This window comes from Streptomyces sp. F63 (genome assembly GCF_018070345.1).
Taxonomy (GTDB): domain Bacteria; phylum Actinomycetota; class Actinomycetes; order Streptomycetales; family Streptomycetaceae; genus Streptomyces.
In genome coordinates this window covers 87,736-113,536 of record NZ_JAGPXX010000009.1, presented here as the reverse complement: position 1 = coordinate 113,536, position 25,801 = coordinate 87,736, and the positions used below count along the sequence as shown (strand labels likewise).

Here is a 25,801-nt window from a genome sequence, read left to right as displayed (position 1 = left end):
CGTCCCGGGGTCTCGTGCCGCCGAGGCGGTTCCCCGGCACCCGGCGGCACCTTCGCGCCGCACACCGACGACGCGCCGACCCGAGGGGACCCATGGACGTCAGCCGCCGACCGCTCCGTACCGCCGGTGCCCTCGCCGTGTCCGCCGTCCTGCTGCTCTCCGGCTGCTCCTCCGGCGCCGACGCGGACATCTCGGCCTCCGGACCCGGCGGCCCGGAGCGTGCCTCCGGCACCAGCGAGGTGCTGAAGCCGCTGCCCGCCGCCGTCCCGCCCGCCCTCAAGCCGTACTACGGACAGAAGCTGCGCTGGCGGGCCTGCGGAGCCGCCGGTTTCCAGTGCGCCACCCTCAAGGCGCCGCTCGACTACGACAAGCCGGGAGAGGGCCGGGACGTCCGGCTCGCCGTGTCCCGCAAGAAAGCGGCCGGACCGGGGAAGCGCCTCGGATCGCTGGTGGTCAACCCGGGCGGCCCGGGCGGCTCGGCGATCGGCTACCTGCAGTCCTACGCGGCCCTCGGCTACCCGGAGCCGGTGCGTGCCCGCTACGACATGGTGGCCGTCGACCCGCGCGGAGTGGCCCGCAGCGAGCCGGTGAAATGCCTCACCGACCGGGCGATGGACGCCTACACCCAGGTCGACATCACCCCCGACGACGACCGGGAGACCGGCGCGCTCGTCGCCTCGTACAAAAAGTTCGCCAAGGGCTGCGAGCGGTACACCGGTGAGGTGCTCGGCCACGTCTCCACCACCGAGTCCGCCCGCGACATGGACTTGCTGCGCGACGCGCTCGGCGACGAGAAGCTGGCCTACGTCGGGGCCTCGTACGGCACCTTCCTCGGCGCGACGTACGCCGGGCTCTACCCGGACCGCGTCGGCCGGATGGTCTTCGACGGCGCCATGGACCCCTCCCTGTCGTCCGTGCAGATGAACCGCGACCAGACCGCCGGCTTCGGCACCGCTTTCACCGCCTTCGCCGAGGACTGCCTGCGCGGCGACGACTGCCCGCTCGGCGACAAGAGCGTCCCCGACGCGCGCAAACGCCTCCGGGCGTTCTTCGAGAAGCTCGACGCCCGCCCCGTCCCCGCCGGCGGCGGCCGGGAACTGGGGGAGTCGCTGGCCACCACGGGCGTGATCGCCGCGATGTACGACGAGGGAGCGTGGCCCCGGCTCCGCATGGCCCTGCAGTCCGCGATGGAGGGCCGCGGTGACGCCCTCCTCCAGCTCGCGGACCTCTACTACGAGCGGGACGAGGACGGCTCGTACAAGAACCTGATGTACGCGAACCCGGCCGTCAACTGCCTGGATCTCCCGGCTTCCTTCAAGAGCCCGGAGGAGGTGCGGAAACACCTGGCGTCGTTCCGGAAGGCATCCCCGGTCTTCGGCGAGGGGCTGGCGTGGTCGGCGCTCAACTGCGCGTACTGGCCGGTGGAGCCGACGGGCAAGCCGAACCGCATCGAGGCGAAGGGCGCCGCGCCGATCGTCGTCATCGGCACCACCCGCGACCCGGCGACCCCGTACGTCTGGTCCCGCGGCCTGGCCGGGCAGCTCTCCTCGGGAACCCTGCTGACCTACGACGGCGACGGCCACACGGCGTACGGGCGCGGCAGCGCCTGCGTGGACCAGGCCGTCAACACCTACCTGCTCCGGGGCAAGGCACCGGCGGACGGCACGAAGTGCACGTGAGGCCGCCTCGGGTCCCCCTGCCGGCCGGGACCGCACCGAGCGCCTAGCGGACTCGCCCGGGCCCGTCCACCGGCGCTTGACCGCTACCCGCGGAGTCGCTCCCCCGTCGCCCGGGCCGGGCCCCACCGGTTTCGGTCCGCCGGAGGGCCGGCCGCAGCGGGCCGGCCACAACCCGGTACGGGGCACCCTCCCGGACTGTGTAGACTTGGCGCTGTTGCCGACACCTTCCCTGTGCCGCGAGGCCGGGTCGTCGCCGCAGCTCGCCGCCTTAGCTCAGATGGCCAGAGCAACGCACTCGTAATGCGTAGGTCTCGGGTTCGAATCCCGAAGGCGGCTCCACTCACGACCAGGTCAGATGCCGTCTGACCTGGTCTTTTGTATTGCTCCTCTGATGGCCAATCAGTTCGCAGCGTGGTCGTGGATGAGGGGGAGCGCAAGGGGTGCGCATCCGGATCCGGTGAGCCGGAGCTGTGACCTGGCCCTTCACGGTTTCTGCCCGGTCGGCCGGTCGGCGTAGTCCTCGACCAGGTTGTTGATGAGCGCAAGCAGGGCGTTGGCCCGGTGCCGGTCCTCGCGCTGGCTGCGCAGGGCGTCGTCGACTGCCCGGAGGCGGGCCAGGGCGGCCGGGTTCCGGTCCGTCACCTCGTGGAGCAGCGGCGTGGTGGTCAGGTCCAGGCATGCGGTGAGCAGCCGGCGGGTGGCGGGAGAGGGCGGGCTGGGGTCGGGGATGGCGAACCCCGTGGTCAGGTACCGGGCCGGGTCGGTCAGGCTCCAGCCGACGACGGTGCCGTGCTGGGCGAGGAGCGCCACGTCGGGGGCGATGCCGACGCGGGCATCGAGCGGCTCGTTCAGGATGTCGAGGTCGCTCAGGCAGGTCAGCACGGTGTCCCCGGGGGCGCGGCAGAGCTCCGTGGTCACTTCCAGGCGGAAGTCCCGGGCCTCGTCGGCGCGGAGGCTGCCGGGATGGACGGGGGGTGTGGCGGGCACGCGGGCGCGGTCCTCGGAGGGAGCGGACTCATAGGGCAACCGGAATGCGGCGCCGGCCAGTTCGCGGGTGCCCGGGGCGAACCGGAGCTCGTCGGGATCGTCCCACAGCCACGCGTGGCTGCCGAAGGTGTCCGTAGGAAGCGCTGCCATTGCTCCACGTCCGTGTACTCCGTGATGCCTACACATTGGCCCGGGAAGTCGAAGCGCGGGGTGATGCGCAGGGGATCGCCGGTCACCGTCGCGTTCCAGTCGCCGTCGAGGGTGAGTTTCATGGTGAACGCCACTCCGCCCTGGGTGACTTCACGGCGCTGGAACGTCCCGTGTCGAACTCGGTCACCAGTTTCCGTAGTCGTCGACCATGGTGGCGATGAGGTCGAGCAGGGCGTCGGCTCGGTGCCGGTCCTCTGGTTGGTTGCGCAGGGCTTCGTCGGCGGCCCGGAGGCGGGCCAGGGCGGCCGGTTCGCCGTCGACCAGGTCGTCGACCAGTGGCGTGGTGACCAGGTTCAGGCACTCGGTGAGCAGGCGACGGGTGGCGGGGGAGGGCGGGTCGGGGTCGGGGTCGGCGTAGGCGGTGGTCAGGTAGCGCGCGGGATCGGTGAGGCTCCAGCCGACGACGGTGCCGTGCTGGACGAGGAGCGCCACGTCGGGGGCGATGCCGATGCGGGCCTCCAGCGGCTCGTCGAGGACGTCGAGATCGCGCAGAGAGGTCAGCACTGCGTCCCCGGGAGGGCGGCACAGCACCGAGCACATCTCATGCCGGAAGTCTTTGACCTCGTCCGCGCGGAGCCCGCCCGGGCGTACCGCGGGCATGACGGGAACGCGAACGGTCGTCTCGTGGTATGCGGATCCGTACGGCATCCGGAATTCGGCCCCGACCAGCTTCCGGCTGTCCGGGTCGAAGCGGAAGGTGTCAGGGGCGTCCCACAGCCATTCCTTGCTGCCGAAGGTGGCCACCAGGAAGCGCTCACGTTCCATCACGTTCGCGTAGGGCGCGACGTCCACGGAGTCACTTGTGAAGCGGGGGGTGACGTGCAGCGGATCGTCCGTCACTGTTGCGCGCCAGTCGCCGTCGAACGACAGTTTCGTGGTCATTCCTGCCTCATCTGATCTGTTTTGCCGGGGCCATGTAACCGTCCTCCGTGGGAATCCTGCCCTGCACGATGTCCTCGTGGGTCACCGGGTTGCCGGGGTCCGTCGGACTGCCACCGAGCGCCTTTACGCCAGAATCGCCCTTTATCCCCGACTCTCCGTATGCCGTGATGGCCTGGCCCTGCTTGGAGCCGGGCCCGTAGACCACAGCAATGTCATTGTCCTTCCGGAAGAGGAAGTTTCCTGATTGGCCCGATGACTGATACACGGCATCGGGGTTCTTCAGGATTTCGAGGACCCGTTCGTCGGTGAAGCCGTGTCGCGTCTCCCCGTGGTACTTGGCATGCTTGTTGATCTCACCCTTCTGTGCCCGCTCGGCGATATCGTCCAGGACCTTGTCGATCCGCTTCTGGGCCCGCTCCTCCTTCGTGTACTTGGGCATGAGGCCGTGCGGGTCGCACGCGCCGTGCGGGTTGTCCACGTACGCGACGGGGTTCGGGGCGGGGGCGAGGCCGAGGGGGTCGGGGGAGGTGTAGCGGCCGGTCTCGGGGTCGTAGTGGCGGAAGTGGTTGTAGTGGAGGCCGGTTTCGGGGTCGTAGTACTGGCCCGGGAAGCGGAGAGGGGTGTAGGCGCTGCTGTTCCGGGGCCAGGCCGTGGTGCCCCAGAGTGTGCTCCGGGTGCGCCAGGCGATGTCGCCCGTCTCGTCGATGAGTTCGGTCGGTGTGCCGATGAGGTCGGTGGCGATGGCGAAGAACCGGCGGTCGATCTCCTCCTGGCGGTTGTCGGCCGTGAGGATGCGTTCGGTCTGGGCCAGGGGGACGACGTCCCGGTGGTCCCAGGTGAGGGCGACCACGGTCGGGGCGTCCGGCCGGTGGCTGGTCTGTTCGCACAGAGTGAGGCCGTCCCAGGTGAAGCGGGTCTCCTCCAGCACGGTCTCGCCGTCGGCCGCCAGGCGCTGTTTCGCGGTGCGGCGGCCGAGCGGGTCGTAGCGGTACCTCCAGCGGGTGCCGTCGGGGGTGGTGACGGAGGTGAGGCGGTTCTCCGTGTCCCACGTGTAGCGCCAGGTGTCGGGCTTGCGGGAGAGGCGGGTCTTCTGCCGGAGGACGACGCGGCCGAGGGCGTCGTGTTCGAAGCGGACGTCTCCGGCGCGGGTGAGGGTGGTGCCGGTGTAGGCGCGTGGTCCGGTTGCCTCGTGGCCGGGGTGGCGGGACGGCCAGGACGCCGCGGTTTGGTTGCCGGCGTCGTCGTAGGCGTACCGCTCCGTCCATCCCCGGGCGTGGACGGCGGTGACCCGGCCCGCACGGTCGAGATCGAAGGCGCGGGTGCCCTCCAGCGGGCCTGTGACGGAGACCAGGTGGCCGTCGGCTCGGTAGGAGTAGGCGCGGCTGCTGACGTCGCGCCCTCCGGCGGTGATGTGCTGCGCCGAGAGCCGTCCGGCCGCGTCCCAGGCGGAGGATACGGCGATCGCGTCGCCGAAGACGCGGGTGAGCTCACGGCCGGCGGCGTCGTGGGTGAAGTCGATCCGGTGATCGCCGGTGGTCAGGCGCTGGGGTTGTCCGTCGGCGCCGTAGGCGTAGGAGGTGACATGACCGGTGGGCGTGGTGCGCTGCCTGCGGCGGCCCAGGACGTCGTACGCGTACGTGATGGGGCGGCCGTCGACCAGTTCGGTCTTGGTGAGTCCGCGGCGGTCGTACTGGTAGCGCAGTTCGCTGTCCGGTCCGGCTGCTTCCAGCAGGCGGCCGGCCCGGTCGTAGGCATAGGTCGTCACCCGGCCGTCGACGTTCTTGCGGACCACCTGTCCGAGCCGGTCGCGCTCGAAGGAGATGGTCCCGCCGAGTGCGTCGACGCGTGCGGCGAGGCGGCCCGCGGCGTCCGTCCGGTAGGTCAGGGTGCGGCCGTCGAAGTCCGTCTCGGAGACGATGTCGCCCGCCGGGTCGTACTCGTAACTCCACGTCAGACCCTGTGGGTTGGTGACGCGGGTGAGGCGCAGTGCGGCGTCGTGTTCGAACTCGTGGCGGGCGCCGTCGGGTCCTGTGCGGGCGGCCGGCAGGTCGAAGTGGGTGTACTCGAAGCGGGAGACGCCACCGGACGCGTCGGTGTGGGTGAGGCAGTTGCCCTCGCCGTCGTAGGTCCATGACTCCGTGGCGCCGTCGGGGCCGGTGCGCCGGGCGAGCTGCCCGTCGGCGTGCCACTCCAGGCGGGTGACGCCGCCCGTAGGGTCGGTGACACGGACCGGCCTGCCGAGGCCGTCCCGCTCCGTGCGGGTGACCGCGCCGCCGGGATCGGTCACCTCCACGGGCAGCCCTGCCGCGTCGCACACCACACGCGTCGTGGACCCGAGGGCATCGGTGACCGAGGTGAGCCGGCCCGCGTGGTCGTAGGTGTAGTGGGTGGTGGCGCCGGCCTGGTCGGTGACCGCCGTGCGGTTTCCCCGCTCGTCGTACGCATGGACCATGCGGGTGCCGTCCGGCCCGGCGACCTCCACCGGCAGGCCGAACGGGCCGCGCACCGTGCGCAGTTCGCTGCCGTCGGGGCGGGTGGCGGAGACGACGCGGCCGGCCTCGTCGTAGGAGAACGCGGTGGTGAGGCCCAGCGGGTCGGTGCGGGTCAGGAGGTTGCCGCGCGGGTCGTGGGTGAACCGGGTGGTGCGGCCGAGCGGGTCGGTGACGGCCAGGAGCCGGCAGCCGGGGCCGTACAGGTGGCGGGTCGCGTGCCCGTCGGCGGTGGTGAGGGTGGTGGTGTGGTGGCCCGTCCCGGGGTCGGGTTCGGTGTAGTCGAGGGTGATCTGGACGTGGCCGGCTTCGCCGCCTTCGGCGATGACGCGGTCGCGGTCGTCGTAGACGTAGTCGTAGCGGCTGTTGTTGGAGTCGATCCAGGCGATGACGCGGCGGCGGTCGTCGTAGACGAAGGTGGTGGTGGCGCCGGAGGGTTTGGTGACGGCGGTGAGGTTGCCGTCCTCGTAGCCGTACGACAGCAGGGGCAGGTCCGCACCGTCCGCGCCCGCGCCGGCCAGGGACAGGGCGGTGACCAGGCCGTCGGCGGTGGCCAGCTTCAGGTGGTGGCCGGCCGAGTGGACCAGGGCCAGCGGCAGGCCGTCCTCGGCGCGGTCGATGGTGATCGTGTGGCCGTTGCGTTCGGTGACGCCCGACAGCCAGGCGACGCCGTCGCCCCCCGGTTCGCTGCCGGGCGGGGCGGTGAAGTGGAAGGTCAGGCCGCTGTCGGGGTCGGTGACCGTGTAGTCGCCGTCGGTGTCGCGGGCCAGCCGGGCGCGGGCCCGGCCCGTACGGGGCGTGGTGGGGGCGCCGGGGACGGGATGCGGGTACGCGACCAGCAGCCCCTCGGCGGTGACGTGGACGACGCCGATGGCGTCGATCTGCAGGCGCTCGTCGACGGTGGAGGTCCAGGCCGGGCCCAGGAAGCGGCCGACCGCGCAACCGGACTCGGTGCGGCGGGTGAAGACCAGCGGCAGGATGCCGGGCAGTTCGACGTCGGTCTGGGGCAGGTACATCCGGCCCGTGGCCAGGTCCACCGGGTCGCCGCCCTGGTCGCGGTCGCCGTCCGGGGTGTTGTGGGTGCCGTCCGGGTCGTCGTCGATCAGCTTGCGCGTCCGCGCGAGGTCGGCGGCCTCCTCGGCGATCCGCACGCCCTTCACCGCGGCGCCGCCGCCACCCGTGGCGACGGTCAGCAGCACGTCGGGAGCCAGCCGGCCGAGACCCTCGGACGGGTCCTTCATGAACTCCTTGACCATCTGGGTGCCGGTACCGACCGGGTCGTTGGCGGCGACCACCAGACCCGCGGCCAGGCTGTTGAGCGATGTGACGTACTCGGCGGGGTGCGTGATGTTGTACGGGTCCGTGGGGTTGACACTGCGGACGAAGTTGAGGATCCCCGCCGTGCCCTTGATGATGCCGCCGCCGACATGGTCGCCCATGATCTGCAGTTCCCGGAGGCCGTCGCCCAACTGGTCGGCGTAGGACGGCTTGGCGGGGGCCTTGTCGCGGGCGGCGCGGACCGCGCTGCGGGCGGTCTCCGCGGCGGTGTTCCGCTGCTTGCGGGCCTCGGCGAGGAGGTCCTGCGCCTCCTGCATCAGCTTCTTGCCTGGATCGGTGAACGTCGGCGCCGGGCAGGGCGGGAGCGTGGCCGGGTCGCGCTGGTCGGGGGGCTGGGCGTTGTAGCGGTCGACGGCCTGGTTGTAGGCGTCGACCTTCTTGCGGTGGGCGTCGGCGGCGTCCTCGGAGGCTTTGACGCCCTCCTTCCACTTGTCGATCGCCGTCTGCGCCCGCCCCTGCGCCCAGGTGACGGTGCCGGCGAACGCCTCCAGGGCGGCGGCCGCCTTCTCGCACGCGTCGGCGCCGGTGAACCACTTCGGTGGCTGCGTGCTCACCGCTTTGCGCAGCGCCTCGGCGGCCTCGCCCTTCAGCTGCGAGGAGTCCAGCCCTTTCAGGCCGCCGCCGGCGTCGTCGAACGCCGTCTGGAAGCCGCGCAGTTTCTCCGCGGTGGAGCGGATCTTCTCCGCACTGCCGTGGACCAGCTTTGTTTTGTCCTCGGTCTGCCCCAGGTCCATCTCGTCGACCTCGGCGCCCATCCGGTTCGCCACCGAACGGGACTGCTCGCGCACCCAGTCCGCGCCGGACTCCCAGCCGACGTCGTCCAGCCGGTCGGCGGTCCAGTTCCCGGCGTCCTCGACCCGGTTGCCGGCCCACTCGACACCGTCCTCGACCGCGTCCTCCACCGAGTCGGGCGTGATGTCCTTGATGAAGTCGCCGATACCCATGGTCAGTTCCCCCCGGACTCACCCTGCTGCTGGCCCTGCTGCCCCTGCTGCCCCTGCTGGGCGCGTTCCTCCGGCGACGGGCCGAAGGTGTCGTCCAGTGCCTGGTTCCACTGGGCGTCGTTGATGCCGAGCCGTTCGTTGAGCATCTCGGACTGCCGGCCGCCCCGGCCCTCGGTGAGGACGGTGCGGCCGGTGTCCTTCCAGGTCTGCTCCATGTCCTGACCGGCCCGCTCCCACGACTCGGCGCTCCAGTCCGGGTCGAGGGCGTCCGGCGTGAACACCTCGCCCCAGTCCTGCTGGGTGATCTCCTCCTCGGTGGCGTGCGGGTTGCCGCCCATCACCGAGTTGACGCCCACCTTCAACGCGCCCTCGACGTACTGGTCGTGCTCCCACTGCGTGCCCGCCGCCAGGCCGAGGCGGTTCGCGATCGCGCTGGCGTCGCTCACCAGGGCGCGCACCCCCCACTCCCAGCGCTCGCAGAAGTCCTCGAAGTCGACGGAGAGGCCGTGGTGCCCGGCCTCCATCCCCGTCATGGCCAGCTCGGAGAAGCCCTTGCCCATCACCGAACCGGTGGCGCCGCCGAGTTCACCGAGTCCGTCGATGGTCGCGCCCACCCCCTGCGTGAACTTCTTGACGGCCGCCTTGTCGAACTGCAGGTCGCTCCCGTCACCGCCCATGGCCCCGCCCCTCCTGTGCCCCGGCGGTGCCGACGGCGTCGGCCGCGTCGACGGCAACGGCGTCCGGAACGATGCCGGCGACCGGCGGGAAGAACATCGACCCGTCCTCGGTGGCGATGTCGACCGCGAGTCCGGCGGGCTCGTCCAGGGACGGCACGACCTCGTCAACAATCCGCGCGCCCCGCAGCGCCGCGTAGTCCATGGGCCGGTCACCCGATCCGTGACGCAGGGCGAACCGGGCCAGCGCGGCCTCGTCGGTGAACCCGCAGATCCACCGCACCCCGCCCGACCGCGCCGACCAGAGACCTCCACCGGCCACGGGAACCAGAAGGACCGAACGCCGCATCTCACCGACCAGCGCCCGAGGGTCACCGACTCCCCTGCGCCGCTCGGCAATACGCTCGGCAAGCGCTGTTCTCGTCTGCTCCACGGACCCTCCCCCGCCGTAGGTGACTGATGGCACCGTAGATCCAGACGCGCGCACGACAGGGCCGGTTCTGGCAAACGTCTGCCCGATCCGGCCGTCGGCGCAACGCGGGAGCCGCCGGCCGATGCCCCCCGGTCCCTGCCGGCGGGACGCGTTCGTCGGCCCGGGCGTCTTTCCGCCCACGCCGACGAGGCCCCTGCCATGGACGAGTCGGGCAGCACGGTCATGGAAGAACGCCGCCTGCCCGCGCTTCTGTCCGACCTCACCTGTACGTGATCCGGCGCGCGGTCCCGCCTGTGCGGTCTCGGCAACTGCGTCGGTACGGTGCTCGCAGAGGCTGTCCGGGCAGGCGTACTCTTCGCCACGGGCCGGGGAGCGCAAGGGGAGCGCGGACGCCTTCGAACCGTAGGGCACCGGATGAGAGCAGCAGGACCGCGACATGTGTTCTGATCCGGAAAACCGGGATCCGGTACCACCGCACGGCATACCCCGGCACGATCCCTGCCGCCCTCGTAAGGCGTGGGTCTCGGGTTCGGATCCCGAAGGCGGCTCCATCCGAAGCCCGGCTCGGACGGATTCTGAGTTGGTCACCGTCGACGACGGCCGGGTGACCGGCGGGTGGAACCGCGTGGTCATCCGGAACGACACCGGGTCACTCAGGATGGTGATCGATAGCGGGCGGCGATCGTGGCGGCGCGGTTGCACAGGGAGGTGCGCAGCCACTGCGGGGCCAGGACTTCCGCGTCGGTGGCGTGCTGCCACAGGGCCCATTCGGCATGTCGCGAATCCTGGAAGATCACGTTCAGCCGCAGCCAGCCGTCCGCGTCGGCTTCTTCAGCGCAGACGGCCAGGACGGTGCCCACCAAGTGCTCCCGCCGCGCCGGGGCCACCCGTACCAGCACGGCGACCTTGTCACCGCCGGTCCGGAACCGCGCGTTACGTTCCTGCCAGGCTCGGTCCAGGTCAACGGTGTCCGGTCGCTGTGCGGGTTCGTCGAGTTCCTCGGCGGCCAGCACCCGGGACAGCCGGTAGGTGCGGTCCTCGCCGGCTCTCATGGCCAGCAGATAACCCTGTTCGCGTACGGTGACCAGGCCGATCGGATCCACGGTGCGCCACTTCGGGGCCTGGCCGGCTGCCGCGTAGTGGATGCGCAACTTGCGTCCGGCGAACACCGCGCGCCGGACCTCGGCCACGATGGCGTCGGACATCTCCTCGGGGGCCACGCGGCGCGAGAGGAGGTCGGTCTCCGGGTCGATGAGTAATCGCCGCGCCGCATCGGCCGCCGTGTCTCGAAGGCCCTCGGGCAACGCGTCGACCACTTTGAGCATGGCCGAGGCAAGCGCGGAACCGAGACCGAACAGCTGTGCGCCGCGCCGCGATCCGGCCACGAGCAGGGCGAGCGCCTCGTCGTGGTTCAGTCCGGTGAGCGTCGTCTGGAAGTCGGGCAGGAGCGCGAAACCGCCGTGTCGGCCGCGCTCGGCGTACACCGGGACGCCGGCCGCGGACAGCGCGTCTATGTCGCGCAGCACTGTACGGGCGGACACCTCAAGCTCGTGAGCCAGTGTCTCCGCGGTCATCCGCCCGCGCTGACGCAACAGGAGCACCAGGGAAACCAGCCGGTCAGCGCGCATGCGGAAACACTAACCAAATACATGACCAAGGATGTCATGTATTGCTGGAAGGCTCCTTTGTGCGACGACAAAACCCGGCGGATGCCGAGTCGTTGAGCGTACGTAATGCAGTGAACCGAATGGATGGAGCGAGTCGGCAATGGAACGTAACGCGGTCAACCCGGTGACGTGGTCGGTCGAGATGGGCTTCAACCAGGGTGAGGTCGTCTCCGGGCACTCGCGGACCCTGTACATCTCGGGGCAGACCGCGATGAGCAAGGACGGCAAGCCCGAGCACGACGGTGACATGGCGGCGCAGCTGACGCTGAGCATCGACAACATCGAGGCGGTGCTCGCCGAGGCCGGCATGTCCCTCTCGAACCTCGTCCGGCTCAACGTCTACACCACCGACGTCGACCTGCTCTTCCAGCACTACGGTGTGCTGGCGGGCCGGCTCGGCGCCGCCGCGGTCGCGCCGGCCACCACCATGCTCGGTGTGACGCGTCTGGCGATCCCCGGCCAGATGGTCGAGCTCGAGGGCACCGCTGTCGCGTGATGTGACCCCCTCTCCTCCGCTGCCCGTGCCCGTGCCCGTGAACCGGCACGGGCAGCGGGCACATGGTGATTTCCGAGCCTCGGAGCGGTGATGCCACGCCGGGTTCCGGCCACGGAACCCGTCCGCGACGACTGCGGCACCCGGACCCCCGTCCGCTGCTCGACGCATGTCCGCGCAGCCGACTTCACCCGGCGATGCCGGCGCTCGGCGCGCAGGCCGCGGGCGCGGGCCGTGCGCGCTCCCGACGCTATGCCTCCTCGCCACGGCCGGTACGGCCCTCGCCACGGACGGCACGGCGGAGCTTGCTGAGGCGCTCGTGCAGGACGCGCTCCCCGCCGTGCTGCGTGGGGCGGTAGTAGTCCGTCCCCACCAGGTCGTCCGGCGGGTACTGCTGCTCCAGGACTCCCTCGGGCCTTCTGTGGGGGTACCGGTAGCCGATCGCGTTGCCCAGTTCCCTGGCGCCCGCATAGCGGCCGTACCGCAGGTGGGCGGGGATCTCGCCGACGGCGCCCGCCCGGACGTCGGCCATGGCCTCGTCAATCCCGACGATCACCGTGTTGGACTTCGGCGCCATGGACAGGTGCACGGTGGCCTGGGCCAAGGCGAGGCGGGCCTCGGGCATGCCGATGAGCTGCACCGTCTGCGCCGCCGCGACGGCGGCCTGCAGTGCCGTGGGGTCGGCCAGCCCGACATCCTCACTGGCGTGCACCACCAGCCGCCGCGCGATGAACCGCGGGTCCTCCCCGGCCACGAGCATGCGGGCCAGGTAGTGCAGCGCGGCGTCGGGGTCCGAGCCGCGGATCGACTTGATGAACGCGCTGACGACGTCGTGGTGCTGGTCGCCCTGCCGGTCGTAGCGGACGGTCGTCTCGGCGACGGCCCGCTCCACCGCGGACACGTCGACCACCGTGCCGCCGGTGCCGGTCACCCCGTCGGCGCTCGCCTCCAGAGCGGTCAGCGCGCTCCGGGCGTCGCCGGCCGCGAGGCGCAGGAGGGCGTCCTCCGCCTCGGGGGACAGGGTGACCGCACCGCCGAGGCCCCGCTCGTCCTGCACCGCACGGCGCAGCAACTCGCGGATCTCGTCCCCGCTCAGGGGCTTGAGTTGCAGCACCAGTAGCCGGGAGAGCAGCGGGGCCACCACCGAGAACGACGGGTTCTCGGTGGTGGCCGCGACGAGCAGTACGAGCCTGTCCTCCACGGCGCCGAGGAGCGCGTCCTGCTGGGGCTTGGAGAAACGGTGCACCTCGTCGATGAACAGCACGGTCTGCCGGGTCTCGCGGTCGTGGCGGCGACGTGCGTCGTTCATCACGTCGCGGAGTTCCTTGACCCCGCTGGACAGCGCCGAGAGGGCGACGAAGTGCCGCGGGGCGACATCGGCGAGCAGCCGTGCGAGGGTCGTCTTGCCGGTGCCGGGCGGACCGTGGAGCAGCACCGACGCCGCCTCCCCGCCCTCCACCAACCGCCGCAGCGGCGCGCCGGCGCGCAGCAGGTGCGCCTGGCCGGCGACCTCGGCGAGCGTGCGCGGTCGCATCCGTACCGCCAGCGGCGCGTAGGCCTGCACGGGCTCCCCCGGCGGGGTGCCGTCCGGCGTCGGTAACGCGAACAGCCCGTCGTCCTCGGCGGCCATCACTCCACCCGTCCTTCGGCACGGAGTACGCCGTGGTGTCGGGGGCGGTCGAGGGACGATGTTCTGCTGGACACGCGCGGCGGCCCTTCCTCTGTGGACAGGTCACTCACTGTGTTCCGGGTGGCTACGCGTACAGCGTGCCCCGGGCGACGACCACGGCGGCTCCCGCCACCTGGACCGAATCGATCCGTTCCGGCGTCCCCGTCGCGCGAGCGCGCATCGTCGAAGGGCGACCCATCTCCACCCCCTGGCGGATCTCGATCCACTCCCCGAACGGGATCAGTCCGTGCCGGGCCAGGTGTACCGGGAGTGCGCCGGCGGCCGAGCCGGTGGCCGCGTCCTCCACCACGCCGTAGGCGGGCGAGAACATGCGGAGCCGCCACTGAGTCCCGGAGCCCGCGAAGCAGTTGGCGGCCATGTCGGGCAGCCTCGCGAGAATCCTCTGGTCCGGCTCCACGGCGGAGAGCGCGGCCACGCTGTCCAGGCCGACGAACACATGGCGTGGCCCGTTGTCGTAGATCTCGACCGGCAGAGTGCTACCGGTGGCCACCAGGCCGAGACCGGTGAGCAGTTCGTCCGCGCGGTCGTAGGGCTCCCACGCCGGGAGGGGCTGCCACATGCCGGCCGCCACGGTCCGGCCGTCGTCGTCACGCTCCAGTTCGAACGCCACGGTGCCCTTGGCGGTCTCCATCCGGAGCTCCTTCGCCTCGTGCGACTCGCCGAGCACCACGGCCGTGCCCAGGGTGGGATGACCGGCGAACGGCAGCTCGTTCACCGGAGTGAAGATGCGGACCCGTACGTCGCCGTCGTCCCGCGCGGGCAGGGCGAAGACGGTCTCGGACAGGTGCATCTCCCGCGCGATCTGCTGCATGCGCTCGGTGGAGAGACCGGAAGCGTCCAGGAAGACCGCGGTCGGGTTACCTTCCAGCGGGACGTCGGTGAAGACGTCGGCCACCACGTACGCGTATGTACCCATGGGTTCCGTTCATGTCGCGGGTCAGTGGGTATCGAAGAGGGCCTGGTACTGGGCGACCGCCTTCTCGGTGGCCGCACGCTCGTCGAGGGTCGGGTTGAAGGGGTCCGTGGCCGGAGGCAGGGCACCGAACCTGAGCAGTGCGGCCATGAGGAGCATGCGCGCCTTGGTGGCCGTGAGGTTGTTGCCCGAGATGAACGTCGGTTCGGTGCGGTACGCCATGCCTCCGGTGTTGCCGCGACCCGTGCGGACCACCGGCATGCCGGCGAAGATGGCGACGCTCAGCGCCGCGTTCCGCGTCGGGTCGGCCATCCCGAACGGCGACATGCCTTCGCACACGAAACCGGACAGGGGCGTGCCTGCGAGGTTGGCGTCGATCCGGGCGAGGATCTCGACCTCCTCCTCGGCGACGGGCGGGCTGTCCGTGCCGGTTCCCGTCGCGGCGTACCGGCTGTACTTGGTGATGGAGACGTGCGGCATGGCGGAGGGGACGAGTCCCTCGGCGTCCTTCGTCGCGACGTCGATCACGGACACGCCCGTGTCCAGGCTTCCGGCGATGCCGCACACCCGCTCGGGGAGCACGGTGAGGCGCAGCTCCGAGCGATGGGTGTGCCGGCGGGCGGGGAGGTAGGTGAGCTGCGGGGGGCCGTAGCCGCCGAGGTCGGCGACCACTCCTCCGTGGCCGCCGGTCACCTCGTATCCGCCCGGCCGGGCGTCGACCTTGGTCACGTCCCGGGCCGAGTAGACGAGTTCGTCGACGATCACGCAGGCGCCGACACGGTCCTCGCCCCGTTCGTCCAGGGCGACGCCCGACGCGATGAACTTCACGCCGTCCACCACGTTCCGGTCGCCGTCCGCGCTCAGTGACTGGTGGCGGCGCTGCGCCGCGTGTCCGACGAGGGGCACCTTCGTGTCGACCAGCAGTCCGAGCCAGTACAGGGTCTCGTCGACGGTCGGGCTCCCCTCGAGCCACTGGACGCCGGCGAACTCTCCCGTGGCGAGGACGGCCTGGACCCGGTTGGTCGCCTGGGCGAGGTTCGCCAGTCCGGGCTCGCTCTGGAGGTGGTACGGGTAGTAGACGAAGAAGTCCTGCCCGAGGCGTTCGGACTGAGGGCCCGCGGTGTATCCGCCGGACGGAGCGGCGCGGAAGAACGCGAAGTCGGCGAGGGACTCCAGCTCGACGGGGGTGCCGTGGTCGGCGAGGCCGAACCGCTCGATCTCCTCGTAGAAGCGGCGGGCGTCGGGGTAGAACGTCTGCCGGGCGGCTCCCGGTGGTGCGTACGGTGCGGTCGAGGTCTCCTCCCAGGCGGATCCGTCCGCCTGTCTCCCCATGTAGGGAAGGGGGTAGAGGCCGTCGGCGGGGTCGAGTTCGACGACGTACACCGGGGTGGCGTCGTCGGACGGCTGCTCGGCGTGGAACGTGCCGTCCTCGTCGAGCCAGCCGTCCGGCGGGGCGTACAGGTCCGCCGCGTCCCGTTCGAGCGGGTGTGCGCTGAATGCCTCGATGTACAACGTCACGGGCGCCGCGAGCCGCTGGGGACGCAGGACGTCGAACCGGGAGGGGCGGAGCGGCAGACCGTGGCGTGCGCGGGCCTTGTTCGAGGTGACCAGGTCCGGTGTGTTCAGGATCGTCGCCGTCGGTCCGGCGAACACCGCGATCCGCGGTCGCGGCGTGCCGGACGGAAGCATGCCATCCATCACAGCGGCCTCAGGTGTTCGATGGTGAGGTGGTGCTGTGCGGCCAGCCGCTGGGCCACCAGCGACCGGTGGCATGCCTCGGGATCGCGTTCGACGCAGAACAGCGTCGCGATGCCGGCGCTCGGCAGCGCCGCCACGATCGGATCGAGGTCGACCGGGTCGAGGATCTCGGCGGTGTAGCGGCGGGTGTACTCGGCGGCGAGCTCGCGGCGGGAGCGCTTGCCGACCCCTTGGCGGTCGTCCTCGGCGTACTGCAGGTGACGCAGTTCGGTGGTCGGGGCGAGTTCGCGGTGGTGCCGGTAGGCGATCCCGGCCTCGGCGAGTGCCGCCTGCAGCCGGAGTGAGTTCGCCCAGGCGTAGTCCGGTCCGCGGACCCCGCGGCGCTGACGTACGTCGAGCAGCAGACACACGTCCGCCTGCCGTAGTCGTTCCAGAAAGGAATCGCCGTCGAAGCCGTAGACGCCGATCGTTGCCAACTTGAGCACGGAAGATCTCCTGTTCGCGCTGTTGCCCGGGCGCGTTGGATGCGTACCCCCGTGCGGTTACGGGGTGCGCGGTGCGGCGATCAGGGCGGTCGTCTCCATGGGCAGCTCCGCGGTCCCGGCGATCTCCAGGCCGGCGCGGTTCAGCAGCCGCGTGATCCGGTCGACGGTGCGGTGCTCGCCGCCCGTCGTCACCAGGAGGTGCAGGTCCCACAGGGCGGGCAGCACGGTGGGGTTCACATCCTCGACGAACCGGTCGAGGATCAGCAGCCGCGCCGAGGAGTCCGCCATGGCGCGGCGGCAGTGCTCGAAGACTCCGGCGACGGCTTCGTCGTCGTGGCCGGCCAGCACCCGGCAGAGGATGTAGACGTCCCCGCCCGCCGGGACGCCCTGGAACATGTCGCCCCCGACCAGCTCGGCCCGGTCCGGGCCGACGGTGGCGGACAGGTGCTCACGCGCCCTGGGCATCATGTGCTCGCGGTCGAACAGCGTGCCCTTGGCGTCCGGCGTGGCGCCGAGGATCGTGGCGAGCAGGTGTCCGCCGCCGCCACCGACGTCCACGACCTTCTTGCCGGAGAAGTCGAAGATCTCGGGCACCTGGTGGAAGAACATGCTCGCGGCGTTCATGGTGAGCTGGAACCGGCGGGCGGTGGCCGCGTCCTGACCGAGGTAGTCGTAGAACGACCGGCCGTAGGCGACTTCGAATCCCGAGCTCTCCGTGCTGATGGCGTGGTGGGCGTGCCCCCACGCGGAGTAGAACTCCTCGCCGTACAGCAGGCACATGTCGCTCAGGGACTGGGGGCCTTCGAGGAGGGCAGCGCTCACCCGGGTACCGCGGTAGCCGGTGGAGTCGCTGCCCTGGAATATGCCCATGGCCACCAGCAGGCGCATCAGACGGTGAATGCCCTGCTCACTCGCCCCGGTGGCCTTGGCCAGTTCGGCGTCGGTGGCACGGTCGGCCTCGATGTGGTCGGCCAGTCCGAGTTTGACCGCGGTGTAGAGCGCCTGCGCCCTCCATCCCCCGGTGATGATGTCGATCACGTCTCGAGTGGCCTGCACGTCGGCGGTCATTGAGCTCTCACCATCCCGACCTCCCAACCAACGTCGGTCGGTCCGCTTCGCCGCGGTCTTCCACGGCACGTCATAACGCCTTGTGACACGACTTGCCCGGGCGCTCGGGACCGGAGGCCTCCCGGGCGAGGTGGAATCGCCGGGCGGACACACCTCACTCCGGGAGTTCCGCGGCCCTCACCCGCCGGCTCGCGGAGATCCATCAGAAGCTCCCCGGCCGGCTCCCCGGCGTGCCCGCGGACGGCCGGGGTGTCGCGCAACCCGGCCACCGCGCCGTCCCTTCCGCGCAGCCGGAACGTCGCGCGGAAGGGCTGCCGCCCGATCCGGTCCACCCTGTCGTCCACCTCGTCCGTCATCGGTTCCGGTTCCTTCGAACGCAGTAGCCCGTGGGCGATCAGGACTGCTGCTGGGTGATGTTGAACATCCAGGTGATCCCGAACTTGTCCACGAGCGTGCCTGCCTCGTCGCCCCAGATCTGCTTCTTGAGGGGCATCGAGACGGTGCCACCGGCGGACAGCTTCTCGAAGTAGCCGCGGAGGTCGGGGGTGTCGCCGCCGAGATAGAGCGCGACGTTGGTGCCCGGGTTGAAGGGAACCCGCTCCGGGACGTCCCACGCCATCACCGTGAAGCCGTCCGCGGTGCTGAGCGTGGCGTGCATGATCTTGGCGGCGTCGGGCGACTCCGACGAGCCGAAGTCGCCGAACGTGCCCAGCTCCAGCTTGCCGCCGAGGACTTCGTGGTAGAACTCCATCGCCTGCCGGGCGTCCCCGTCGAAGGCGATGTACGGGTTGAGCTGAGATCCCACCTGATGCTCCTTGTTGTCAGGGCGAACGAGTGAACCGGGGCAGCGGGCGCCGGCGGACCGGACGGGCCCGTCGCATCCGGTCCGTGGAAAGCGTGCGGAGTCCCTAGGTGGGGATCCCACCGCGATTGATCTTCGGGACCTCGATGCCCAGCGCACGCAGCTGCTGGAACGGGTTCATGAACTCGCGTTGCTGCTTGATCTTGCCGTCTTCGAGCAGGAACGCGTGGATGAAGTGGTTCCTGTAGTAGCCGGGCGGGTAGTCCGGGTAGAGAATGCGCCCCTCTCCGTCACACTCGACCCAGAATCTGTTGGGGTCCTGTGTCTCGAAGATCTCGACGTTCTTCCACTCCCAGTCGGGGAACATGCGCAGCGACCACTCGCCGTGCGCCTTGAGCTTCTCGTGTCCCCGGGAGTTGATCGGTTCCCCGGTGTCGCTGGTCCACAGGCCGGCGCTGCCGTCCTCGGTGAAGAGCAGATAGCGCGTCAGCCGGTTCTCGCCCTTGCGGCTCATGTAGTCCGCGACGACGGCACGGTGCCGGGCGCGCAGGTCGAGGCCGGCTTCGGGCCCCTCGGGCCGGGCGTCTTCCGTTCCCATCTCGTATTCCTCAATCCGTGGTCCGTGCGGGGATATCGACGTGGTGTGCGCGGCGGGCCGCCGGTCGCTGACCGGAGTCGACCGGACACCGCGTCAGAGCCGGAGCTCGGGCCGGTAGACGTCCAGCCAGGTGCTCAGGTCGAGCACCCGCTCCATGCCGTTGCGGATGTCGATCGGCATGGTGGCCGAGTCCCGCCGCGTCATGTCCTCCAGCCAGCTGCGGTCGACCAGATCGAAGACCGGGTCGTCGGTCGTGAGCAGTTCCTTGGACTGCTGCAGCAGCGCACTGGTGTACTCCGGGTCCAGAGTGGCGGGGTAGGGAGCCTTCGCCCGATGCAGCACCGACTCGGGCAGCAGGTCGGCAGTCGCGGCGCGGAGCAGGCTCTTCTCCCTGCCGTCGAAGGTCTTCAACGACCACGGAGTGTTGTAGACGTACTCCACGAGGCGGTGGTCACAGAAGGGGACCCGCACCTCCAGCCCCACGGCCATGCTGATCCGGTCCTTGCGCTCCAGGAGCATCCGGACGAAGCGTGTCAGGTGCAGGTGGCACATCACCCGCATCCGCATCTCGTGGTCGCTCTCGCCCTCTCCCCGCTCAACCTCCGCGACCGCGTCGGAGTAGCGGTCCCGGATGTAGGTGGGCAGGTCGAGGGCGGCGGTGATGTCGGCGTTGAACCGGTCGGACACCTGGGCCCGTGCGCCGCTGACGAAGACCGCCATCCACGGGAAGGTCTCCGCGGCCTGGACCTCCGGCTGGTGGAACCACCTGTACCCGCCGAAGACCTCGTCGGCGGATTCCCCGGACAGGGCGACCGTGGACCGCTCCCGGATGGCCTGGAACAGCAGGTAGAGCGAGTTGTCCATGTCACCGAGGCTGAGCGGACTGTCCCGGGCGGTGATGACGGCCCGGCGCACCGCCGGGTCGGCGATTGCGGCGTGGTCGAGCACGATGGACTCGTGCTGCGAGCCGACGTGCGCGGCCACCTCCAGCGCGTACGGGGCATCCGTCGTGGCACGCAGTTCGTCGGCGACGAAGTCGTCCTCCCGTCCGACGAAGTCCACCGCGAAGCTGCGCACCTTCTCGCCGGCCTCGCCGTGCTCCCCGGGCCGGCCCAGCTTGGCGGCGGCCAGCGCGGTGATCACGCTGGAGTCCAGGCCGCCGGAGAGCAGCGTGCAGCGCGGGACGTCGGAGACCAGCTGGCGGCTGACGATGTCCTCGAGCAGCTCGCGCACGGTGGCGACGGTGGTGTTCCGGTCGTCGGTGTGCGGACGGGTGGGCAGCGTCCAGTAGCGGTGCTCGCGCAGGCCGGAGCGGTCGACGGTGACCAGGCCGCCCGGGACCACCTCGTTCATCCCGCACCACACGGCGCTGCCCGGAGTCTGCGTGAAGCTGACCAGTTCCCGCAGTCCGGCGAGGTCGACGGCCCGGTCCGCCAGGGGGTTGGCGAGGATCGCCTTCGGCTCGGAACCGAATAACACCCCGTCGTCGGTGCCGAAGTAGTAGAGCGGCTTGACGCCCATCCGGTCGCGGATCATCACGAGCTTCTCGGTCCTGGAATCCCAGACCGCGAACGCGAACATGCCGTTGAGCCGTTCGGCGACCGCCTCGGCCCACTCCAGATAGCCGTGGAGCACGACCTCGGTGTCGCTGCGGGTCCGGAACCGATGGCCCCGGCGAAGCAACTCGGCTCTGAGTTCGGTGTAGTTGTAGACCTCACCGGTGTAGGTGATCGTCACCGGGCCGTCGTCGGTGGGCACCACCATGGGCTGCGTGCCACCTTCGAGGTCGATGACCGCCAGCCGTCGATGGCCGATCGCCGCATGCCGGTCGAGCCAGGCGCCGCCGGCGTCCGGTCCCCGGCAGGCCATGGTCTCCGTCATCGTGTCCAGCTGCGCGCGCTGCTGAGTCAGATCCCGATCGAACGAGACCCAGCCCGTCATTCCACACATCGACTTGCCCTTCTTCCTCTCGAGTCCACGGTCCGGAGCGCGCTCAGGGTTGGAGCCGGCCCGTACGCCAGCCGGAACCGTGGCGCTCGTAACGCAGCCTCAGGTGCAAGCGGTCCTCCGGGTCGGCCTGCCAGAACTCCACCGACGCCGGCTCCAGCAGATAGCCCAGCCAACGGTCCGGGCGGGGCAGCGCCGAGCCGCCGCGGCCCAGTTCCCGGGCCTGCTTCCGCAGCGCCTCCTCGTCCAGCAACGGCGCGCTCTGGTGGGCCGCCACCGACATCGGGTGCGTGCCGGCGGGCCGGGCCGCCCACAGAGCCTCGGACTCCTCGTCGGGCAGCGGGCGGGTCGGGCCACTCACGCTCACCTGGCGGCCGGCCTCGCGCCAGTAGAACACCCCGGACGCCCAGCCCGTCTCGGCCAGGTCCCGGCCCTTGCGGCTGTCGGAGTGGCTGGCGAACACCAGCCCCGTCGTGCGGATCCCGAGAACCTGGACGATCCGATTGGAGGTGCGGCCACGGGCGTCGACGGTGGCCAGCGCCACTGCGCCGGGCTCGCGGACGGCGTCCGTGACGGCGCTGTCGAACCAGGCCTGGAGCAGCTCCATCGGTTCGGCGGGCGGGACGGTGAACTCCTCGGCGGTCCGGGCCCGGGCCGACGCGCTCACGACGTGTTCCCCATCGGCTCGAAGGCCAGGCCGCGTTCGGCCGGCCGGCCGGAGTGGACACCTTCGACGACGGCCTCGACGTCGGTCATCATCCGGACGGCCGGCGGGTATCCGATGAGTTCGGTGGCCCGGTTCGGCGGCATCGGCGCCGTCAGGTCGGCATCGGAGTCCCACAGCATCACGGCGCCCCAGCGGTTGGTCTCCCGGTCGGAGATCCAGAACTTCAACCGCATTCCGTTGATCTCCCTCCATGGATCCACGCCCTCGGCGCGCAGGTAGACGCGTAAGGAGTCGATGGTCTGGCCGGACCCGGTGAGGTCCCACCAGGAGATGGTGGCTTTCATGCGTTCAGTACCTCCGCGGTCTCCATCAGCGGTACGAGCAGCTCGGCCAGGACGCGCTCACTGTCCCGGGTGAGCACGGATTCGAGGTGGAACTGCACCGAGCCGAAGTGCGGTCCGCGCAGGGCGTGTACCTCGCCCGTGCCGGCGTCGAGGCTGACCTGCACCTCGCCGACGCCGGGGCACTGAAGCCGGCCGGCTCGTGCACGCGCCGAGTAGGAGTTGTAGAACCCCACGCGTTCGCGCGAGCCGAACAGATCGATCTCGCGCTGGGTGCCCTGGTTCGGGACGTCCCGGCGCCGCAGTTCGAGCCCGAGGTGCCGGCAGAGCAACTGATGGCTCAGGCAGACGGCCAGGAAGGGGATCCGCCGGGACAGCAACTCCTCGATGGCCGAGGTCAGCCGGGCCATCCTGGGATGGCCGGCCTCCCGCGGATCGCCGGGTCCGGGGCCCATGACGATGAGGTCGTGGTCGTCGAAACGGTGGGCCGTGTCGAAGCTGCTGAGTTCCACGGTCAGGCCGATGGCGCTCAGCTGGTGGGCCAGCATCGCGCTGAAGGTGTCCTCGGCGTCGACGACCAGCGCCCGGCGGCCCTCGAGCACCGGATGGGGCTGCGCGCGCTTCTCCGCCTCGCTGAGCCAGAAGTTCGCGATCGTGTTGTTGCGTCTCCCCAGCGCCTCCTGGATCAGCGGGTGCGCGTCGAGCCGCTCGTCGGCACCCAGCGCCGCAAGCACGCCCGCGGCCTTGGTGCGGGTCTCGGCGACTTCGGCGTCGGGGTCGGAGTGCCGGACCAGGGTCGCGCCCACGCCGACCTCCACGTGACCGGTGCCGTCGGCGTCCGGGATCCGGATGTCGGCGGTACGGATGAGGATGGCCGAGTCCAGGGTGGGCGCGCCGTCGGCGGAGCGGCCCGTGAGGGCCGCGCCGGTGGGGGCCGCCCCCGCCCCCGTAGTACCCGCGGCCGCGGGGCTCGTAGCGGGCGATCACCCGGCAGGCGTTCTCGAGCGGGCTGCCGGTCACGGTAGGGGCGAACATCGTCTCCCGCAGGATGTCCCGGGGATCGAGGTCGCTGCGCCCTTCGATGATGTACTCGGTGTGCGCGAGCCAGGCCATCTCCCGCAGGAACGGGCCCGTCACGCGACCGCCGCCCCGGCAGACCCGGGCCATCATCTTGAGTTCCTCGTCGAGGACCATGTACAGCTCGTCGGTCTCCTTGCCGTCGGTGAGGAACTCCATGACCTCCGACAGGACCGGCCCCGTGGCCGGGTAGCGGTAGGTGCCGCTGATCGGGGTCATCGCCGCGACGCCGTCGCGCAGGCTGACGTGGCGCTCCGGTGTGGCACCGACGAAGGTCCGCGTGCCGGTGTGCACGATGAAGGTCCAGTACGCGCCGCTCTCCCGGGTGAGCAGCCGGCGGAACAGGCTCAGTGCCCTGCTCGTCGAGTACCCGGTGATGCTGGTGACGAACGAGCGCTTGATGACGAAGTTCGAGCCCTCCCCGGTGCCTATCTCGTTGTCGAGCACGGCGCGGACCGTGTCCGCGTACGCCTCGTCGTCGGTGTCGAAGCGACCGCCGGACAGGGTGATCGGCTCGTCCGGCAGGGCCTTCAGCGCATCGGACGTGCTGATCTGCCCGTGGTCGGTCACCTCTAGCGCGAGCAGCGGTGAGCCGTCCTCAGTGGCGGTGAAACCGCGCTCGGTGATCTGCTGGTGGGGGAGCAGGACCAGCGCCTCGTGACGGGCCTCGCCGGGGTGTCCGCCCTGGTCGGTCAGCGGGATGTCGGCGAGCCGGGCCGGGGTGCCGACGTGGCCCAGCAGGACCTCCACTCGGTCCGGGCCCAGGGTCTCGGGGCGGTGCAGCAGGGCGAACGCGCCCGGATCGGCCCCGAGTACCTGCTCGAGTAACTGCGGCGAGTTCATCGGAGGGTCTCCTCGGTGGTGGTGACCACCGAGCAGCGACTGGCCGCATAGTCGAGGGCCAGCCGGTGGTACTCGGCGGAGAAGTCGCCCAGGGCGTCGGCGACCAGGAACGGCTGGATATCGTTGGTGAACGCGTCGAGGGCCGTCGCGAGTACCCCGACGTGCGCGTACACCCCGCAGACGATCAGCTGGTCGCGGTCCTGGCCGCGCATCCGCGCCAGCAGGTCCGTGCGGAAGAACGCGCTGTAGCGCCACTTGGTGAGCACCTGGTCCCCGGGCCGGGGCGCGAGCTCCGCGACGATCTGACGATCGACGGGATCCACGCTCATGCCCGGACCCCAGAAGTCCTTCAGCAGGCCGCGTTCCTCGTCCGTCATGCCACCGGGTTGCGCGGTATAGAACACCGGGACCCCGAGCGCGGCACAGTGCTCCCGCAACCGCACGCAGTGGCGCACCAGCGGATCACGCACCGACGAGGGAAAGGGCGCGAGGAAATAGCGCTGCATGTCGTGCACGAGCAGCACCGCACGATGCGGGTCGAGGCTCCACTGCGCAGTGCTGACGGGCAGTCCAGCCGCTTCCGGCAGTGGGTAGGCTGAGATCGGTGCTAGGCCCGGCACGGTTCTCCCTCGGATCGGTTCGTCATCATCCGCGTCCGCCAGGCCGAGACCACCGATACCGCCTGGCGGGGGTTGAGGCGCGGGTCGCACAACGTCGTGTAGTTCTCACCGATCCGGTCGGTGCCGTACGGGGTGTCGGCGCATTCGGTCACCGCATCGGGGGTGGTCTCCAGATGTATGCCGCCCGGTGTTCCGCCGGCTGAGCGAACGGCGACCTGGAATGCCTTGACCTCCCGGACCATCGTCTCCACGACTCGGGTCTTGCGTCCCTCCGCCGTGGTCACGGTGTTGGCGTGCATGGGGTCGACGAGCCAGATCACCGGGTGTCCGGCGGCGCGCACGGCCCGTACCAGTGGCGGCAGCAGGTCCATGGTCGCGTCAGCACCCATCCGGGCGGTCAAGGTGAGTCGGCCCGGCTCCTGTCCGGGGTCGAGCCGCGCGCACAGCCCGAGCAGTTCGGCGACCGTCGTACGCGGCCCGACCTTGCACGCGACCGGGTTCACCACATCGGCCAGCAGCGCGACGTGGGCCCCCTCGAGCTGGCGGGTTCGCTCGCCGATCCATGGCCAATGCGTGGACGTGAGCGCGGCGCGGCCCTCCCGGTCCCGACGCAGCATCGGGATCTCGTAGTCGAGCAGCAGGGCCTCGTGACTGGTCCACACGGCCGGGTCGATGCGCGCCTGCGGCGTCGGGCAGAGGTGGGACATGAGCCGGCTCGCCGCCCGGTAACCCGCCAGCAGACGCCGGGGATCGGGCCGTCGTGCCTCCGGGCCCGGCTCGGGACCGTTCACCATGTGTCCTCGGTACACCGGGATCTCGACGCCGCCGACCCACTCGGTCTGCGCCGACCGGGGCTTGGCGTACTGGCCTCCGATCCGGCCCACCCGCACCACCGGCTGATGAGTGATCGCGTTCATGACGCCGGCGAGCACCTTGAGGAGTCGCCTCTTCCGCTCCACGTCACCTGCGGTGCATTCCGCGGGATTCTCCGCGCAGTCCCCCGCCTGCACCACCTGCGCCTGCCCGGCGGCAACCCCGGCGAGCAACCCCCGGAGCCTGCTCAGCGATTCGGCTTCCACGAGCGGGGGAAGGGTCGCCAGCACATCCCTGACCCGCTTGACCCGGGCCGGGTCCCCCCACTGAGGCTGCTGCCGCGCAACCGGGGCCCGTGAAACGCCCAGCGAGGTGACGTTCAAGATTTCTCCAAACCTCAGACATATCGGCATCTCGCTGTCCGCGTATTGACCGATGGCCCG

The 25,801-nt window shown here is 70.7% G+C and carries 20 protein-coding genes, 1 tRNA gene and 1 pseudogene; 3 read left to right on the top strand and 19 right to left on the bottom strand.

Annotation, left to right across the window (positions count from 1 at the left end; genetic code table 11):
- The first annotated feature begins 92 nt into the window (after positions 1 to 92).
- A complete protein-coding gene (locus KBZ10_RS12860; protein ID WP_210987716.1) occupies positions 93 to 1,679 on the top strand; it encodes an alpha/beta hydrolase in 1,587 nt (528 codons plus the stop codon).
- A gap of 262 nt (positions 1,680 to 1,941) precedes the next feature.
- Positions 1,942 to 2,018 (top strand) — tRNA-Thr (locus KBZ10_RS12855).
- Positions 2,019 to 2,162: 144 nt separating this feature from the next.
- On the opposite strand, the gene KBZ10_RS12850 is transcribed toward KBZ10_RS12855, so the two are convergent.
- The 6 genes from KBZ10_RS12850 to KBZ10_RS12825 all read right to left on the bottom strand — a co-directional run bounded on the left by KBZ10_RS12850 (position 2,163) and on the right by KBZ10_RS12825 (position 11,264).
- Entirely contained in the window at positions 2,163 to 2,816 is a 654-nt protein-coding gene (locus KBZ10_RS12850; RefSeq protein WP_247702275.1) for a hypothetical protein, read from the bottom strand.
- A gap of 183 nt (positions 2,817 to 2,999) precedes the next feature.
- Positions 3,000 to 3,758 carry a hypothetical protein gene (locus tag KBZ10_RS12845; protein WP_210987715.1) on the bottom strand — a complete coding sequence of 253 codons (759 nt, stop codon included), beginning with the start codon at positions 3,756 to 3,758 and terminating at the stop codon, positions 3,000 to 3,002.
- Positions 3,759 to 3,765: 7 nt separating this feature from the next.
- The gene (locus tag KBZ10_RS12840; RefSeq protein WP_210987714.1) at positions 3,766 to 8,529 is read right to left on the bottom strand and encodes a putative T7SS-secreted protein; all 4,764 of its coding nucleotides are present in this window, start codon (positions 8,527 to 8,529) and stop codon (positions 3,766 to 3,768) included.
- 2 nt (positions 8,530 to 8,531) lie between these two features.
- Positions 8,532 to 9,206 carry a hypothetical protein gene (locus tag KBZ10_RS12835; protein WP_210987713.1) on the bottom strand — a complete coding sequence of 225 codons (675 nt, stop codon included), beginning with the start codon at positions 9,204 to 9,206 and terminating at the stop codon, positions 8,532 to 8,534.
- A complete protein-coding gene (locus tag KBZ10_RS12830) occupies positions 9,196 to 9,636 on the bottom strand; it encodes a hypothetical protein (RefSeq protein ID WP_210987712.1) in 441 nt (146 codons plus the stop codon). Before KBZ10_RS12830 ends, KBZ10_RS12835 begins: the two co-directional genes overlap by 11 nt.
- Positions 9,637 to 10,289: 653 nt before the next feature.
- Positions 10,290 to 11,264 carry a YafY family protein gene (locus KBZ10_RS12825; RefSeq protein WP_210987711.1) on the bottom strand — a complete coding sequence of 325 codons (975 nt, stop codon included), beginning with the start codon at positions 11,262 to 11,264 and terminating at the stop codon, positions 10,290 to 10,292.
- Positions 11,265 to 11,403: 139 nt separating this feature from the next.
- Between KBZ10_RS12825 and KBZ10_RS12820 the strand changes: the two genes are divergently transcribed.
- The gene (locus KBZ10_RS12820) at positions 11,404 to 11,799 is read left to right on the top strand and encodes a RidA family protein (RefSeq protein ID WP_210987710.1); all 396 of its coding nucleotides are present in this window, start codon (positions 11,404 to 11,406) and stop codon (positions 11,797 to 11,799) included.
- Positions 11,800 to 12,046: 247 nt separating this feature from the next.
- Here KBZ10_RS12820 and KBZ10_RS12815 read toward each other — a convergent pair whose 3' ends face one another.
- The 13 genes and pseudogenes from KBZ10_RS12815 to KBZ10_RS12755 all read right to left on the bottom strand — a co-directional run bounded on the left by KBZ10_RS12815 (position 12,047) and on the right by KBZ10_RS12755 (position 25,741).
- Entirely contained in the window at positions 12,047 to 13,426 is a 1,380-nt protein-coding gene (locus KBZ10_RS12815) for a replication-associated recombination protein A (protein WP_210987709.1), read from the bottom strand.
- A gap of 124 nt (positions 13,427 to 13,550) precedes the next feature.
- Complete coding sequence (locus tag KBZ10_RS12810; RefSeq protein WP_210987708.1) at positions 13,551 to 14,402, bottom strand: PhzF family phenazine biosynthesis protein; 852 nt, start codon at positions 14,400 to 14,402, stop codon at positions 13,551 to 13,553.
- Between the two features lie 21 nt (positions 14,403 to 14,423).
- Positions 14,424 to 16,088, bottom strand: a complete 1,665-nt coding sequence (locus tag KBZ10_RS12805) for an asparaginase domain-containing protein (protein ID WP_247702274.1) — start codon at positions 16,086 to 16,088, stop codon at positions 14,424 to 14,426.
- An 8-nt stretch (positions 16,089 to 16,096) separates the two neighbouring features.
- The gene (locus KBZ10_RS12800) at positions 16,097 to 16,582 is read right to left on the bottom strand and encodes a DUF488 domain-containing protein (protein WP_210987707.1); all 486 of its coding nucleotides are present in this window, start codon (positions 16,580 to 16,582) and stop codon (positions 16,097 to 16,099) included.
- 57 nt (positions 16,583 to 16,639) lie between these two features.
- Positions 16,640 to 17,650 (bottom strand): methyltransferase, encoded by a 1,011-nt coding sequence (locus KBZ10_RS12795; protein ID WP_210987706.1) that lies wholly within the window; start codon positions 17,648 to 17,650, stop codon positions 16,640 to 16,642.
- Positions 17,651 to 18,044: 394 nt separating this feature from the next.
- Positions 18,045 to 18,455, bottom strand: a complete 411-nt coding sequence (locus KBZ10_RS12790) for a VOC family protein (protein ID WP_210987705.1) — start codon at positions 18,453 to 18,455, stop codon at positions 18,045 to 18,047.
- 103 nt (positions 18,456 to 18,558) lie between these two features.
- Complete coding sequence (locus KBZ10_RS12785) at positions 18,559 to 19,050, bottom strand: PhzA/PhzB family protein (protein WP_210987704.1); 492 nt, start codon at positions 19,048 to 19,050, stop codon at positions 18,559 to 18,561.
- Positions 19,051 to 19,143: 93 nt separating this feature from the next.
- On the bottom strand, positions 19,144 to 21,000 hold the full coding sequence (asnB, locus tag KBZ10_RS12780; RefSeq protein ID WP_210987703.1) for an asparagine synthase (glutamine-hydrolyzing): 1,857 nt from the start codon (positions 20,998 to 21,000) through the stop codon (positions 19,144 to 19,146).
- A 43-nt stretch (positions 21,001 to 21,043) separates the two neighbouring features.
- The gene (phzG, locus tag KBZ10_RS12775; RefSeq protein ID WP_307847374.1) at positions 21,044 to 21,664 is read right to left on the bottom strand and encodes a phenazine biosynthesis FMN-dependent oxidase PhzG; all 621 of its coding nucleotides are present in this window, start codon (positions 21,662 to 21,664) and stop codon (positions 21,044 to 21,046) included.
- Complete coding sequence (locus KBZ10_RS12770) at positions 21,661 to 22,008, bottom strand: hypothetical protein (RefSeq protein WP_210987702.1); 348 nt, start codon at positions 22,006 to 22,008, stop codon at positions 21,661 to 21,663. Before KBZ10_RS12770 ends, phzG begins: the two co-directional genes overlap by 4 nt.
- Positions 22,005 to 23,925: pseudogene (locus KBZ10_RS12765) on the bottom strand (anthranilate synthase family protein). Before KBZ10_RS12765 ends, KBZ10_RS12770 begins: the two are co-directional and overlap by 4 nt.
- On the bottom strand, positions 23,922 to 24,545 hold the full coding sequence (locus KBZ10_RS12760; protein ID WP_210987701.1) for an isochorismatase family protein: 624 nt from the start codon (positions 24,543 to 24,545) through the stop codon (positions 23,922 to 23,924). The pseudogene KBZ10_RS12765 and the gene KBZ10_RS12760 overlap by 4 nt, the downstream one beginning before the upstream one ends.
- Positions 24,533 to 25,741, bottom strand: coding sequence for a 3-deoxy-7-phosphoheptulonate synthase (locus tag KBZ10_RS12755; RefSeq protein ID WP_247702273.1), 1,209 nt, complete (start codon positions 25,739 to 25,741; stop codon positions 24,533 to 24,535). Before KBZ10_RS12755 ends, KBZ10_RS12760 begins: the two co-directional genes overlap by 13 nt.
- Positions 25,742 to 25,801 lie beyond the last annotated feature (60 nt).